Source organism: Corynebacterium riegelii (assembly GCF_016728505.1).
Lineage (GTDB): Bacteria > Actinomycetota > Actinomycetes > Mycobacteriales > Mycobacteriaceae > Corynebacterium > Corynebacterium riegelii.
Genome location: NZ_CP068159.1, coordinates 1,908,484 through 1,921,507 on the forward strand (window position 1 = coordinate 1,908,484; position 13,024 = coordinate 1,921,507).

Here is a 13,024-nt window from a genome sequence, read left to right on the forward strand (position 1 = left end):
TTATGGATGATTCTTCGTTGCTTTCGAATGCCGCTGACGGTGGCTTGATTCTGGCTGTTGACGGGCCTTCAGGTACCGGTAAGTCCACTACCTGTCGTGCGTTGGCGAAGCGCCTGGACGCGAAATACGTGGACACGGGTGCGATGTACCGCGTAGCAACGCTGGCTGTGCTGCGCGCGGGCGTGGACCCGCAGGATACGGATGCCGTGATTGCGGCAACAGCAGATCTGCCGCTAACGGTGTCGGATGACCCTGATTCCACCGAGGTACTGCTTGGCGGTGAAGACGTCTCTGGTGAGATCCGCGGCCCCGAGGTCACTCGCAACGTCTCAGCGGTGTCTGCGATTCCGCAGGTGCGTGAGAACCTTGTGGCGCTGCAGCGCAAGCTTGCTCGTGATGCACATCGCGCGATTGTTGAGGGCCGTGACATTGGCACTGTCGTGCTTGTGGACGCCCCGGCGAAGGCCTACCTGACGGCGTCTGCGCAGGTCCGCGCGAAGCGTCGCTACGACCAAGATGTGGCAGCCGGCCGAGAGGCGGACTTTGACACGGTGTTGGCGGATGTGCAGCGTCGTGACGAGCTGGACTCTTCACGCGCCACCAGCCCGCTGAGGCCTGCCGAAGACGCTGAGATTATTGACACCTCGGCGATGACGCTCGATGAAGTGTTGGAAACCTTGATTCAGTTGATTGAAAGGAGTGCCCGATGAGTGATCACAACCGTGACCACGAGCAGATGCCAGAGACGCAGTTCTACCAGCCTGGCATTGACGCCTCCGGCTACGACGAGGTGGAGGAGCACTACGTCACCGCTGATGACGCTGAGTTCTACGAGGGTTATGAAGACTTTGATGACTCTGACTTTGACGATTCAGACTTCGGCGAGGCTGACTACGGCGACACCGGCCTAGAGGGTCGGGATGAAGACGCCGATGAGGACGCTGAGTACACCGACGAAGAGTGGGCCGAAATTGAGCGCGCCTACGGCATTGCACGGCCCGACATGGTGGAAGAGGCGCTGCCGACGGTTGCCATTGTGGGCCGCCCTAACGTTGGTAAGTCCTCGCTGGTCAATAGGTTCATTGGCCGCAGGGAGGCTGTGGTGGAGGACCATCCTGGCGTGACCCGTGATAGGGTGAGCTACCTTGCTGATTGGGGCGGGCGCCGTTTCTGGGTGCAAGACACCGGCGGCTGGGACCCGGACGCCAAGGGTATTCACGCGGCAATCGCGCGCCAGTCTGAGGCCGCGATGGAGACCGCGGACGTCATTGTCATGGTGGTGGATTCCCACACCGGCATTACGGAAACGGATGCGGTGATGGCCAGAAACCTGCAGCGCTCCGAGGTGCCCGTCATCTTGGTGGCCAATAAGTTTGAGTCTGAATCGCAGTGGGGCGACGTCGCAGAATTCTATGGGCTGGGTCTTGGAGACCCGTGGCCGGTATCTGCACTCCACGGCCGCGGTGGTGCGGACGTGCTCGATGAGATCCTGCGCGTGTTCCCAGAGGTGCCGCGTGCGGCGAACTCCATTACGGATGGCCCGCGTCGCGTGGCCATTGTTGGACGCCCGAACGTGGGCAAATCCAGCCTGCTGAACAAGCTGAGCAAGTCGGACCGTTCGGTGGTGGACAACGCCTCGGGTACCACGGTGGACCCGGTGGATGAGCTCATTCAGCTGGATAAGAACTTGTGGAAGTTCATCGACACCGCAGGTCTTCGCAAGAAGGTGAAAAACGCCCAGGGGCACGAGTACTACGCCTCGCTACGCACCCGCGGCACCATCGATGCTGCCGAGGTGTGTGTGGTGGTTATCGACGCCTCCCAGGAGATCTCTGAGCAGGACCAGCGCGTGATCTCCATGGTGCTGGAAGCCGGCAAGGCGATGGTGATCTGCTTTAACAAGTGGGACCTCATGGATGAGGATCGCCGCTACTACTTTGACCGCGAGTTCGAAGAGCAGATTGGCCACCTCAGCTGGGTGACCAAGATCAACATCTCCGCAGACACGGGTCGTGGTTTGCACCGTCTTGAAGACGCCATGACGGAGGCCCTGGAGAACTGGGACAAGCGCATCTCCACAGGTCATCTGAATACGTGGCTTCGTGAGGCGATTGCGGCCAACCCACCGCCGATGAAGAACAACCGTCTGCCGAAGCTGTTGTTCTCCACCATGGCGGCTACACGTCCGCCGACAATCATCCTGTTCACGACGGGATTTTTGGATGCGTCGTACCGCCGCTACCTGGAGCGCAAGTTCCGTGAGCGCTTCGGCTACCACGGCACGCCAATCAGGATCGCGGTCCGTGTGCGTGAGCGCAACCAGAGGAAACGCTAGCGCCGCTCATAAGCAAAGGCGCTCATAAGCAAAGGCGTCAGTGCGATAGGGAAGCGGCAGCACCTGGCCGGGGCTGAACCCCAAACGCTCGTAGAGGTACCAGTGAAGGTTCGCCTCTACCTTGGCCCGGGTGGTGTCGCTGGCCCGCAGCCAGTAGGAGCGGGTGCGCATGAGTGAGACCAGCTCTTCTGGCGTGGTGGGCTGAATCCACTTGGTGCGCAGCTCATCTGCAAGTAGCCACTGGTTACCAACGGTAGGGTAGAACCCTTCGCGGTGGACGTCTCCCGAGTGGCTGATGCGGGAGTAACGCAGCACCCAGGGGTGGGTGACATCGAGGGTGTTCCACACCAACACCAAGCGCGCATCCGACGTACCTACGCGTGCCGCCTCACGGCTGGCGGCGTCGATGTCGAGCCAGTGCCACGTTTGTGCGCACGTGATCGTGGAAAACTGGGCATCTGCAAAGGGCAGCGCCTCGGCGGTGCCACGGACCACGGCAACACCGGCAAGACGACCCGCCAAAACCCGCGCCATGTCTGGGGAGGGTTCGAGGGTGGTGACGCGGTGGGCGTCGGCAAGCAAAAGCTCTGTGAGTTTGCCTGTGCCAGCGCCGATGTCGAGAAGCTCCCCGCCGTGCACAAGCGAGCGGACCTCGGCGGGGTAGGAGGGCCGAGCAGCGTGATACAGCGAAGCACCAGTGGAAAACGCGCCGGCGGTGAATGCTCGGGCGGCGTCGTTTTTGAATGCTGGGCCCTGCCTGGAGCTGGGGTTGACCATAGGTGGCCAATCTAGCCGTGTAGCCTTGGAAGTTATGAATAAGGCGGTGCGAATCACGGCGGCGCTTGCGCTGTCGGTGGGCCTGATCAGCGGATCGAGCAACGCAGAGGTGCTGGCAGCCAGTACAACCACAACCTCTACCAAGGTTCCGGTGCCGGACTCCATGGAGCGGAAAGAGCGCCGCATCAAGGCCGGTGGTGAGAAGCGCACCTACTGGGTCTCCGCCCCGAAGGATGCCAAAGACCGCGAGCTGCCGCTTATCCTGGCATTCCACGGCAAGACTGACACCGCGAAAAACTTTCTAGAAAACAGTGGCCTTGGGCATGCGGACGCCATCGTGGTCGCCCCGGACGGGCTAGCCAAGAAGGATGTGTGCGACGACAAGTTCAAACAAGCCTGGTCTCCTGCCCCCTACGCTGTGACCACGTCGCAGCAGGATTTTGCGCTGGTTGATGCGCTGCTGGCGAAGATGGATAAAGAGTTCAATATTGATCCCGAGCGTATTTACCTGACCGGGTTTTCTAACGGCGGCGGCTTTGTCGCATCGGTTATCGCGCAGCGTCCGAAGCCGTTTGCCGGTGCGGTGATTGTCTCGGCAGCGGTGCGCAACTCCGAGTCGGAACTTCGCACTGGCCTGCCCGTGCCGCTGCGCATCATCCACGGGGATAAGGACCAGCAGGTCCCGCTGGAGGGGTACAACCGGCCCACCAATGTGAAGGGCTGCAAAGACGGTCCGGGTGATGTGGTGTTGGATATCCGTGATGTGCGCGACGCGTTTTTGCTGCGCAGCGGCTCAACAAACGTGTCCTATCACGAGGTGAAGGGCATGGGGCATAAGTGGATCCATGATGAGCCGATAGACGTGACTGATGAGGTGCTCGACTTCTTTGATATCCCCAAGCAGGGGTAGCGGGAGGTAGTGCGCTACGCTTTCCACCCGTGTGCGGGGCAAAAAGAGTTGCAGCCGCCGCGATGGCCTTGATGCTCGCGGCGGGTATTAGTGCATGTTCGCCCCTGCTTCACGACGATCCAACGCACACCCCACCCACCCTCACCAAAGTCGAAACCACCGACCCTATGGAAGTGGCGCAGCCGTGGAGTCCGGCAAGCGCGGGTACTCGCTCGGTGACGGCGGCTGGATTTGAGCGCAACTACATCATGTCGCTGCCCCCGGGTGCGCATGAGCGCTCCAGACTTCCCGTGATCTTCGTGTTCCACGGGTATAAAGAGAGCGCTGAGACCATCCGCGAATACTCAGGGCTGGATTCAGCCGACGCGATCGTGGTGTACATGGAAGGCATTGACAAAGCCTGGGCGCCAGCACCGTATGCGGTGACTACTGGCGAGCAGGACTTGGCGTACGTGGACGCGGTGTATGACCAACTGATCAATGAATTCGCTGTGGACCGCGCGCGTGTGTTTGCCGCGGGTCTATCCAACGGCGGTGGGTTCGCCGCGTATGTGGGTTGCCAACGCCCCCAGGCGTTTACCGCGGTGGCAACGGTGGCCGGCGCGTTCTATGAGAAGGTGTCTGCGGGGTGCTCCGCGATTCCGATGAAGCACGTGGATTTCCACGGCACGCATGATGCGGTGATCAATTACGCGGGGGGAGAGCGCCACAGCACTGTCTACGGGTCGAGCGCGGAGCTGATGGAGGACGCCGCACGCCGCAGCCGCTGCGACGCTGAACCGGCCATCAGCGCCGTCTCGCCAACCATTGAGGAGTACCGCTGGACCGGGTGTGACGCCGCTGTCACGCACTACCGCATTGAGGGTGGGCCGCACGTGTGGCCGGGGTCCATCAAAGACACCTCGGCTACGGTGTCCATCGGGTTTGCCACGCGCCAGATTCTGCACTTCTTCGGAGTCGGCCTGCGCTAGAGTCAAAAACACGAAAACCCCAGCTCACGCCGGGGTTTTTGTTTGCTTTGTCGGACTGACAGGATTTGAACCTGCGACCCCCACACCCCCAGTGTGGTGCGCTACCAAACTGCGCCACAGCCCGATGTTGCCAAAAGGGCAACACCGAAAGATTACAGCACTGTCATCGTGGAATGAAACCGGCAGGTGGGGCGGGCAGGCCGCGCACGTACACCCAGCGCCCGGCGCGGCGTTCAAACGTGGAGTATTCGCATTGGATGCCGCTTGCGTGGGTGGCTGCAAACGTAACGGCGCCGTCCTTGTCAAAGGGGCCGCCGCCGCTGGTTCCAAGGATCTCCAGGTTGGTGTAGGGCTCGCCATCGGGGTTGATGCTGAGGTCAGCGGGCAGTGTTTCCTCGGCCCAGGTGCTGCGGATATAGGCTTCGTCGCCGACAACGAAGGCGCTGTAGCGCGAGCGCATGAGCGCCTCCGCAGTCGCCGGGGTTGTCTCGCCTGCGTGGTAGCGTCCACAGCAGTCGGCGTAGCGCAGATTCGAGCGGCAGGGGCACGACTGGTTGGGGTTTAGCACGATAAGCGTCCCCTACTTGATGGCCTTGGCCGCTTTGGCCTGGGCGCGGCGCTCTGCAACGGTGGCCTTGCGCACCACGGTCTCCAGCTGATTCTTGGCCACGTAGCCGTCCACGGTGGACGCGGCACCTGCGGCACGCAAGGTCTCAGCCTGGTCGTCCGTCAGGTCACCGTAGAGGGTGATTTCGCGGGTAAATCCGCCGGTGCCGTTGTGGGTGATTTCCACTCGGACGTCGTCAAGCTGCATGCCCTTGGCTGCCTCCCGGATGGCCTGGGAGCAGCTGACAGCAAGTGCGGACATGTACAGGCCGGTAGACGTTACGCCTTGGCCCTTACCACCGGAATTTTTGGCGCGGTCCGTGGTGATCGCACGGCCGGAGGTGCGTACCACGTCGCCGTATTTGGTGCCGCGGGCGGTATAGGAGATCGCGTTGGAGTCACCCGTTTCCTCCGGCGTGAACTCGGGCACGATGTACTGCTTAGCCCAGGAGCCGATGATGTCGGCGGCGCGCTGCGCGGTGCCCTGGCGGGTCAACAGGTGGTCCGCCTTGTCCAGGGCCATCAGGGACTTGGGGTAGCGGGTGAGACGGAAGATAGTTTGCGCGTTGTCAATGCCCACAGTCACGTCAATCGGGGAGTGGACTAACAAGAGCGGCTTCCGTAGCAGCGGCAGGTAGGCCTCTGGGTTGGTTACCGCGAGGTCCTCCAGAAACTCGCGAGAGATGATCAGCTCGCGCCCGCCCAGGATGACGGGTACGGAGCCGTTCGCGTCGGCTTCACCGATCTTGTCTGCGTAGTGGAGCACGGAGTGCGCCGGGTCAAAGGGTGCACCGACGGTGGCCACGGCCTTGATCATGTGCTTCAACTCCGGGCGGGTTGCTGCCTTCAGAGTCGCCGCACCACCCAGGGAGTGGCCCATGATCAGCTGCGGGGCGGTGAAGTTCTCTTCCATCCATTGCGCCACAGCCACAATGTCGTCGACGTTTTGGCTGAAACTGGTGTCTTTGAACTCACCGCCGGACTGGCCGAGGCCCGGGAAATCAAAACGCAGCGTGGCAATGCCGTGTTCCGTCAAGCGTTTAGAGATGCGTGACGCTCCGGGGGTGTGGCGTGAACCTGCGAAGCAGTGGGCAAAAATCGCGTATGCCTGCGCAGGGGCATCGGGCCGGTCGATGGTGGCTGCCAGCGGCGTACCGGTTGAGGATGGCACGGTGACGTTCAATGACTGCATGGGTACACAGTAAAGCACGTTGCAGGTTTGGTGTCGGGTGGACTTACCATGGGCAGAACACTGAAAGGAAGGACGCATTTCCACATGGGCGCATTTGATTGGTTCTGGAAGGCCATGGGGTCTACCTCCGAGCGCAACAACAAGAAGTCCAAGGGGGTTGTCGCTGCGGCTCAAGGGTTGATCGAGGAGCTTTCCCTGCTTGACGACGCTGCGTTGGCCTCCACCGTGCGCTCCACCGTAGCGGGCGGCGAGATTGCTGATAAAGCCCGGTTTTTGGCGGGCCTGTCAGTGGCCTCTCAGCGCACGCTGGGCATGACGCCGTTTGAGGTGCAGAACCAAGCTGTGCTGCGTCTGCTTGAGGGCGATGTGATCCAGATGGCTACCGGTGAGGGCAAGACGCTGGTGGGGGCTATGGCGGCGACGGGCTACGCGCTGACCGGCAAGCGGGTGCATGTAATCACCGTGAATAATTATCTGGCGGGCCGTGATGCTGAGTGGATGCGTCCGCTGGTGGAGTTTTTCGGACTGACGGTCGCGCCAGTGACGGAATCCTCGACGCGTGCAGAGCGCGTGGCGGCGTACGCGTGTGATGTGATTTACGCGCCTGTCACTGAGATTGGCTTCGACCACCTGCGGGACAACCAGATCACGCACCGCTCCCAAACGGTGCAGCTGGATGCCGATGTAGCGCTGGTGGATGAAGCGGACTCCGTGCTTGTGGATGAAGCGCTGGTGCCATTAGTCCTCGCTGGCTCTGAGGGCACCAAGCAGGCGACCGGCCAGATCACAGCCGCAGTGTCGCAGCTGGAGGAGGAGAAGGACTACACCATCGACTCTGATGGCCGCAACGTGTTTTTGACCGACGAGGGCGCGGCCAAGGTGGAAAAGCTCCTGGGCATTGACTCGCTGTATTCGGATGAGCACATTGGCACCACCCTGGTACGGGTGAACCTGGCGCTGCACGCAAAGGCGCTTCTGATCCGAGACGTCCACTACATCGTTGCTGATGGCAAGGTGGCGCTTGTGGATGCTTCGCGTGGCCGCGTCGCCGAGCTGCAGCGCTGGCCCGACGGCCTGCAGGCGGCGGTGGAATCCAAGGAAGGCCTGGATGTGTCCGAGGGAGGCCGCATTCTGGACTCGATTACCTTGCAGGCGCTGATGCGCCGCTACCCGGTGGTGTGCGGCATGACTGGTACCGCAGTTGAGGCCACTGACCAGCTGCGTTCCTTCTACGGGTTGCACGTGTCCGTGATCGACCGGGCAAACGAGCTTGCGCGTTTTGATGAGGCGGATCGCATCTACGCCACCATGGCGGAAAAGAACGCGGCAATCGTGGAAGAGATCGCGCACATCCACGAAACCGGCCAGCCGGTGCTGGTTGGTACGCACGACGTTGCGGAGTCCGAGGAACTCGCCGAGGCTCTTGAGGCGCGCGGCATCGCTGTCAACGTGTTGAACGCGAAAAACGACGCTGAAGAGGCGCGCATCATTGCTGAAGCCGGTGATACGGGGCGTGTGACTGTGTCCACGCAGATGGCTGGCCGTGGTACCGATATTCGCCTCGGCGGAGCAGATGAGCGCGACCACGACGAGGTGGCGCGGCTTGGCGGCTTGGCAGTTATTGGCACTGCACGACACCGCACGGCCCGCCTAGATAACCAGCTGCGCGGCCGCGCTGGCCGACAAGGGGATCCAGGCTTGAGTCTGTTTTTCGTCTCGCTTGAAGACGACATTGTGAACGTCGGCGGCGCCGACGAGCAGGTCACTGCGCACCCCGCGGAAGACGGCCGCATCGAATCCGGCCGCATCCAGCAGTTCATTGAGCACTGCCAGCGTGTGACCGAGGGCCAGCTTTTGGAAATCCACTCGCAGACCTGGAAGTACAACAAGCTCCTGGCGGATCACCGTGACATCTTGGATGAGCGTCGCGCGGCGCTTCTGGACACCGACACGGCCTGGCGGGAACTGTCTGAGCGCAACCCGCAACGCGCCGCGGAACTGGAGCACCTTCCGGCGGATACCAAGGAGCAAGCAGCACGCGACATCATGCTGTTCCACCTGGATCATGAGTGGTCGGAGCACCTCGCGCTGATGGATGACGTACGTGAATCCATCCACCTTCGCGCCATTGCCCGCGAAACCCCGATTGATGAGTATCACCGCATTGCCGTTCGCGAATTCAAGGACCTTGCCAACCGCGCGGTTGATAAGGCTGTGGAGACGTTCGGATCCGTGACTATTGATGAAGAAGGAGCACACTTGGCGGATGCCGGGTGGAAGCGTCCAAGCTCTACGTGGACCTACATGGTGTCTGATAACCCCCTGGCTGGGTCCGGAAATTCGGTTATCTCCGGCATTGGCAACATCTTCCGCTAAGATAAACCGCGACTTATTTTTCTTACTTCCGATTTTTTGGAGGCTCCAATGAGCGAGAACACTGCAACCCCGCAGGCCCAGGTTGAGACGACCTCGGTTTTCCGCGCAGACCTGCTGAAGGAAATGGAGAACGGTGCAGCACCTGCTCCGGACTCCGCTCCCGGCGCCGAGAATCTGCCAGAGGGTGCTGCACTTCTCGTGGTCAAGCGTGGCCCGAACGCGGGTGCGCGCTTCCTGCTGGACCAGGATTGCACCACTGCTGGCCGCCACCCTGAGGCGGACATCTTTCTTGATGATGTGACGGTTTCTCGCCGTCACGCGGAGTTCCGCCGCACGGAGGACGGTTATGAGGTAGTGGATGTGGGCTCGCTCAACGGCACCTATGTCAACCGTGAGCCGCGTAACTCTGAATCCTTGTCCAACGGTGATGAGATTCAGATTGGTAAGTTCCGCCTGGTGTTTATCGTCAGCGAGAGCTAAGACCACACGCTTCGCCTCTGGTGCGCAGGGGCGAAATTTTTTCAGACCAACCTTCAACCTCGAGGAAAGATTGAGCATCCAGTGAGCGCCATCCCGAAGACCTCCCCGCAGACCCGCGCTGGGACTGCTAAGGCTGCGAAGACTGCGAAGACGATGTCCATTGGCGTCGTGCTAGAACGCCTGCGCACGGAGTTTCCGGACGTTACGGTGTCCAAGATTCGTTTCCTTGAGTCCGAAGGGCTGATTACCCCGCAGCGTACGGCCTCCGGCTACCGCCGTTTCACAGATGAGGACGTGGAGCGTCTTCGCTTCATCCTGATCACCCAGCGTGATAACTACCTGCCGCTGAAGGTGATCCGTGAGCAGCTCGAAGCGATGGATGCGGGTTCGGTGGCTCCGGTTGCGGCTGTTGCTGAGGCTGAACCGGCACCGACATTGCGTTCTTCGGGGCCCAACCTGTTTAGCGACGTTGATGTGGCCACCAAAGCCTCCGCCCCCCAAGAATTTGTGGACGAGCTGATCCGCGCGGGCCTCATTGCGCCAAGTGCAGCCGGCCTGTTTGGTGAAGACGACGTACGCATTGTCACCGCAGCGCTCACACTCGACGGCTACGGGCTGGACGTTCGCCACCTGAAGACCTTGCGTACGGCTGCCTCCCGTCAGGCGGACCTGATTCACCAGGTCACTGAGCCGCTTGCGAAGTCCGGTAAGGCCTCCGGCTCGCAGGAGGCTGAGGAGATGGCGCACCAGATGGCAGCGGTCATGGCCACGCTTAGCTCATCCTTGGTGCAGGCGGAGCTGCGCCAGCAGCGGGCGCGCTAGTGATTGCCGTCAACCTTGTCGGGGTCTACGCAATTGGCCCCGAAGAGTTCCTCTGCGCGTTGTTGGAGTGGGAAGAAGAGCAGCGCTACGTTCCAGTGTGGCTCTCGCTCGCAGACGGCGCGGCACTTGCCGCCGCCATCGAGGGGGAGGCGCGCCGCCGTCCGAGTGTGCATGACGCCATGACGGAGTTAATCACCCGCGCCACCACAGGCATCAACACCATTGCGGTGACCAGCTATTACCAGGGTGTGTTCATCTCGGAGCTTTCGCTTGCAGACGGCACGACGATCGACATGCGCACCTCCGACGCGTTACTGCTCGCCGTGGCTTCGGATACGCAGATTTTTGTTGATGAATCAGTGCTGCAGCAGGCGTCCATGCATTTGAATCCGGCGACAGCGAAGGAACTGTTCGACCTGGATTTGGAAGACGAACTTGACCAGGCGGAGATCGAGGGCGAGTTTGAGGAGTTTATGCGCGAGCTCGGTCTCGATGGGGGAGACGGGGGTAACGAGGGGGACCAACCCTCAAGTTCTTCTTGAGACTTGTGCGGCGTGTTGCGCATGTGACACTTGACGTTAAGCCTAGGCTGACATTTAATTAGCACGAGGCCTTATGGCAAACACCATGGGAGTAATTACATGAGCACGAACGACGTTGAAACCGCCGACTTCGCCGAAGCTTCGGTCCAGGAGTCCCTCTTCGACATCGGCCCGTCCGATGAAGTTGGCTACCGCGTGCCAATCGCATGCCAAGTTGCGGGCATTACCTACCGCCAGCTTGACTACTGGGCACGCACCAACCTGGTGCGCCCGTCCATCCGCGGTGCGAAGGGATCCGGCTCCCAGCGTCTGTACTCCTTCAAGGACATCCTGGTGCTCAAGATTGTCAAGGGCCTGCTGGATACCGGTATCTCGCTGCAGAACATCCGCCTGGCGGTGGACAAGCTGCGTGACCGCGGTGTGAACGACATCGCCGAGATCACCCTGGTGTCTGATGGTGCGACGGTCTACGAGTGCCGCAGCAACGAAGAAATCATCGACCTGCTCAACGGCGGCCAGGGCGTGTTTGGCATCGCCGTGCCGCAGATCATGAAGGATCTGACCGGTACTATCTCCGCGTTCCCGTCCGAGCGTGTTGTTGAGGACGCTGAGCCGGACAACGTCGTCGGCATCGATGAACTGGCGGCACGCCGCCAGCGCAAGACCTCTTAGACGCTCGTTTACGCTCCCGCTGCCTCCCGCACTGCCTGCGGGAGGTTTTCTGCTTCAATCCACGTGCTGGCGACCTCCTTGACCGCCGCATCGGGCTCCTGCGTACCGACGTGCACGCCAATGACCTCAACCTTGTCACCAGCGAGCTGACGGATCTGGTTTACAAACGCCTCGTCGGCTGCCGGGGCGCCGTTGGCGTCGGCGGTGCCGGTGGTGATCAACACGACACGTACGGGTTCCTCACGCTGCGACATCTCGGCCACCGCGGCACTGACCGCCTCGCGGGTCTGCGGCACACCAGCCGTGCCCAACCTGCCCACAACATCAGCGATGTACTCAGCGTCTGGCGTCATATCAACGTTATGGCGGTAGCCCTGCATCACCCCGGGGCTTAACGGGGAGGAGTAGTTCCATAGCGCTACCTCGTGGCCGTCAGCCTGGACGTCACGTGCCGCCTGACCGACCGCCTCCTGAGCCTGGGCCATAAACGGTGTCATTGCGTCCGAAGTATCCAGGACAAACAGGGTGTTTCGGCCCTCACTAGTCAGTGCCGCGCCACCATCCGGCAACGCCGCCGCCCACACGGTTTCCGGGATCAGCGGCTGCGAAACCTCAGCAGCCGACACGCGCTCGGCGGCGAAACGTGCGAAATCCTGGCCTGCACGCGCCTGGTTCTCATCCACCGTGTTAGTACTGTTCAGCGGGATCGCGGCATACTCCACGGCACCGTCGAGCGCCTGGAAGTCTTCCGCCTTCTGGCTTGCGGATGCCACCGTCAACCCATCAGCAGGTGCCTCACCATCGACGGCTTGCTCGGTAAGTGCATGGACGGCTTGCGCGGGGCCGTCCGCAAGCAGGAAAGCCACAACCGCATTCGCCTCCGGAGTGTTGGTGGGGAAGCGGACATTGTTCAACGAAACCTCACCCTTGCCCGCAACACCAACCTGGTCCACATACACAACGGCCGGCTCCGCAACCGCCGAAGAACGCTGCGCGCGACTCAACTCCTCCTGCGTAATGGACGTTGCTGGGGCGAGGTACACCGCAGCGTCCGCAATCTTGTCCGTAATCACCGGCAAGATGCAGTGCTCACGCACCACCGGCTTTGATGCCGCGTAGGCGCCGATGAGCTCCTGGGCGATCTGCTCATTGCTTGTGGCTACCGGCAACGCGAGCTCACCAAGCACACAGGGTTTCTCCTGCGCAGTCGTCTCGCTTTCGTCACCGCGCTGGCTCACAGACCACACCACACCGCCAGTGAGGGCCAACACCGCGCACAGCGCCGCGATCGCCCCGCCCGAAAGAGAGTAGTTGTTCTTACCGTTGGAATGCCGACCCATA

13 protein-coding genes and 1 tRNA gene are annotated in these 13,024 nt (G+C 61.4%); 9 read left to right on the forward strand and 5 right to left on the reverse strand.

Annotated features, from left to right (window positions below):
- Nucleotides 1-2: 2 nt before the first annotated feature.
- Both cmk and der read left to right on the forward strand, forming a co-directional pair.
- Nucleotides 3-710 carry a (d)CMP kinase gene (gene cmk, locus I6I71_RS09010; RefSeq protein WP_201820553.1) on the forward strand — a complete coding sequence of 236 codons (708 nt, stop codon included), beginning with the start codon at nt 3-5 and terminating at the stop codon, nt 708-710.
- A complete protein-coding gene (gene der, locus I6I71_RS09015) occupies nt 707-2,335 on the forward strand; it encodes a ribosome biogenesis GTPase Der (RefSeq protein WP_201820555.1) in 1,629 nt (542 codons plus the stop codon). The genes cmk and der overlap by 4 nt, the downstream gene beginning before the upstream one ends.
- A gap of 6 nt (nt 2,336-2,341) precedes the next feature.
- Here der and I6I71_RS09020 read toward each other — a convergent pair whose 3' ends face one another.
- The gene (locus I6I71_RS09020; protein WP_201820557.1) at nt 2,342-3,112 is read right to left on the reverse strand and encodes a class I SAM-dependent methyltransferase; all 771 of its coding nucleotides are present in this window, start codon (nt 3,110-3,112) and stop codon (nt 2,342-2,344) included.
- 34 nt (nt 3,113-3,146) lie between these two features.
- Between I6I71_RS09020 and I6I71_RS09025 the strand changes: the two genes are divergently transcribed.
- Both I6I71_RS09025 and I6I71_RS09030 read left to right on the forward strand, forming a co-directional pair.
- Complete coding sequence (locus tag I6I71_RS09025; RefSeq protein ID WP_201820559.1) at nt 3,147-4,022, forward strand: CE1 family esterase; 876 nt, start codon at nt 3,147-3,149, stop codon at nt 4,020-4,022.
- A 167-nt stretch (nt 4,023-4,189) separates the two neighbouring features.
- Nucleotides 4,190-4,993, forward strand: coding sequence for a CE1 family esterase (locus I6I71_RS09030; RefSeq protein ID WP_201820561.1), 804 nt, complete (start codon nt 4,190-4,192; stop codon nt 4,991-4,993).
- A gap of 50 nt (nt 4,994-5,043) precedes the next feature.
- On the opposite strand, the gene I6I71_RS09035 is transcribed toward I6I71_RS09030, so the two are convergent.
- From I6I71_RS09035 to I6I71_RS09045, 3 genes are all read right to left on the reverse strand, one after another.
- A tRNA-Pro gene (locus I6I71_RS09035) sits at nt 5,044-5,117 on the reverse strand.
- A 39-nt stretch (nt 5,118-5,156) separates the two neighbouring features.
- Nucleotides 5,157-5,561 (reverse strand): YchJ family protein, encoded by a 405-nt coding sequence (locus I6I71_RS09040; protein WP_052204386.1) that lies wholly within the window; start codon nt 5,559-5,561, stop codon nt 5,157-5,159.
- Nucleotides 5,562-5,573: 12 nt separating this feature from the next.
- Nucleotides 5,574-6,791, reverse strand: coding sequence for a bifunctional alpha/beta hydrolase/OsmC family protein (locus I6I71_RS09045; protein ID WP_083278987.1), 1,218 nt, complete (start codon nt 6,789-6,791; stop codon nt 5,574-5,576).
- Nucleotides 6,792-6,875: 84 nt separating this feature from the next.
- Here I6I71_RS09045 and secA2 point away from each other — a divergent pair, with 84 nt between their 5' ends.
- The 5 genes from secA2 to I6I71_RS09070 all read left to right on the forward strand — a co-directional run bounded on the left by secA2 (nt 6,876) and on the right by I6I71_RS09070 (nt 11,683).
- Entirely contained in the window at nt 6,876-9,167 is a 2,292-nt protein-coding gene (gene secA2 / locus I6I71_RS09050) for an accessory Sec system translocase SecA2 (RefSeq protein WP_070494983.1), read from the forward strand.
- Between the two features lie 48 nt (nt 9,168-9,215).
- Nucleotides 9,216-9,647 (forward strand): oxoglutarate dehydrogenase inhibitor Odhl, encoded by a 432-nt coding sequence (odhI, locus tag I6I71_RS09055; RefSeq protein ID WP_052204378.1) that lies wholly within the window; start codon nt 9,216-9,218, stop codon nt 9,645-9,647.
- Between the two features lie 81 nt (nt 9,648-9,728).
- Complete coding sequence (gene ftsR, locus I6I71_RS09060; protein WP_414017435.1) at nt 9,729-10,469, forward strand: transcriptional regulator FtsR; 741 nt, start codon at nt 9,729-9,731, stop codon at nt 10,467-10,469.
- The gene (locus I6I71_RS09065) at nt 10,469-11,011 is read left to right on the forward strand and encodes a bifunctional nuclease domain-containing protein (protein ID WP_052204375.1); all 543 of its coding nucleotides are present in this window, start codon (nt 10,469-10,471) and stop codon (nt 11,009-11,011) included. The genes ftsR and I6I71_RS09065 overlap by 1 nt, the downstream gene beginning before the upstream one ends.
- Before the next feature lie 99 nt (nt 11,012-11,110).
- Nucleotides 11,111-11,683, forward strand: coding sequence for a MerR family transcriptional regulator (locus tag I6I71_RS09070; protein WP_052204372.1), 573 nt, complete (start codon nt 11,111-11,113; stop codon nt 11,681-11,683).
- A gap of 8 nt (nt 11,684-11,691) precedes the next feature.
- Here the strand turns inward: I6I71_RS09070 and I6I71_RS09075 are convergent, their stop codons facing one another.
- Entirely contained in the window at nt 11,692-13,023 is a 1,332-nt protein-coding gene (locus tag I6I71_RS09075; protein WP_201820564.1) for a vWA domain-containing protein, read from the reverse strand.
- Between the last annotated feature and the right edge of the window lies 1 nt (nt 13,024).

Coding starts and splice junctions, on each gene's coding strand:
- cmk (WP_201820553.1), top strand. CDS start 3: ATGGATGATTCTTCGTTGCTTTCGAATGCCGCTGACGGTGGCTTGATT.
- der (WP_201820555.1), top strand. CDS start 707: ATGAGTGATCACAACCGTGACCACGAGCAGATGCCAGAGACGCAGTTC.
- I6I71_RS09020 (WP_201820557.1), bottom strand. CDS start 3,112: ATGGTCAACCCCAGCTCCAGGCAGGGCCCAGCATTCAAAAACGACGCC.
- I6I71_RS09025 (WP_201820559.1), top strand. CDS start 3,147: ATGAATAAGGCGGTGCGAATCACGGCGGCGCTTGCGCTGTCGGTGGGC.
- I6I71_RS09030 (WP_201820561.1), top strand. CDS start 4,190: ATGGAAGTGGCGCAGCCGTGGAGTCCGGCAAGCGCGGGTACTCGCTCG.
- I6I71_RS09045 (WP_083278987.1), bottom strand. CDS start 6,791: ATGCAGTCATTGAACGTCACCGTGCCATCCTCAACCGGTACGCCGCTG.
- secA2 (WP_070494983.1), top strand. CDS start 6,876: ATGGGCGCATTTGATTGGTTCTGGAAGGCCATGGGGTCTACCTCCGAG.
- odhI (WP_052204378.1), top strand. CDS start 9,216: ATGAGCGAGAACACTGCAACCCCGCAGGCCCAGGTTGAGACGACCTCG.
- I6I71_RS09070 (WP_052204372.1), top strand. CDS start 11,111: ATGAGCACGAACGACGTTGAAACCGCCGACTTCGCCGAAGCTTCGGTC.
- I6I71_RS09075 (WP_201820564.1), bottom strand. CDS start 13,023: ATGGGTCGGCATTCCAACGGTAAGAACAACTACTCTCTTTCGGGCGGG.